A 503-nucleotide genomic window follows, 5' to 3' on the forward strand; every position below is an offset into this window, starting at 1 on the left:
CGAGCGGCAAAAGACTCACGGCGACCATTTTATCGACGTGCACCCTGCGACCGACGGCAAAGTTCAGCTTATCCACGCTGAAAAACTGGGGCTGGGGACACGGCGGTACACGCTTATCGAAATTTAAACAGTTTCGCTCAAGGCAAAATACGTCCCTTTTGACGCTTTGCTTGCGCACGGAGCTGCCGCGGCAAAAGGCGGCTTGACGAAAGCAGTATATGTATGGTTGAATCGGGCAAAAGTATTTTATTGGGCTTGCGCCAGCTATGATAAACTTGAGTGCTATGCTTGATGCATTCATTTCTCTGGCGGTTAATTGTAAATACGCCTTAATATACGCGAGATTAGCTCATTTGGATAGAGCGTCGCCCTCCGGAGGCGAAGGTGGCAGGTTCGAATCCTGTATCTCGCAACAACGAACAAATTGAGCGTTTTTTTCGTCGTCTAAAGATTTTCCGCTATCTGACAGTTATCAATATTGCTTTGCACTGCGTGAATACGTC

General features: G+C 47.9%; 1 tRNA gene. It reads left to right on the forward strand.

Annotated elements, in window-relative coordinates:
• Positions 1–338 precede the first annotated feature (338 nt).
• A tRNA-Arg gene (locus AWU74_RS07910) sits at positions 339–412 on the forward strand.
• Positions 413–503: the final 91 nt, after the last annotated feature.

It is taken from the genome of Treponema endosymbiont of Eucomonympha sp. (assembly GCF_001028545.1).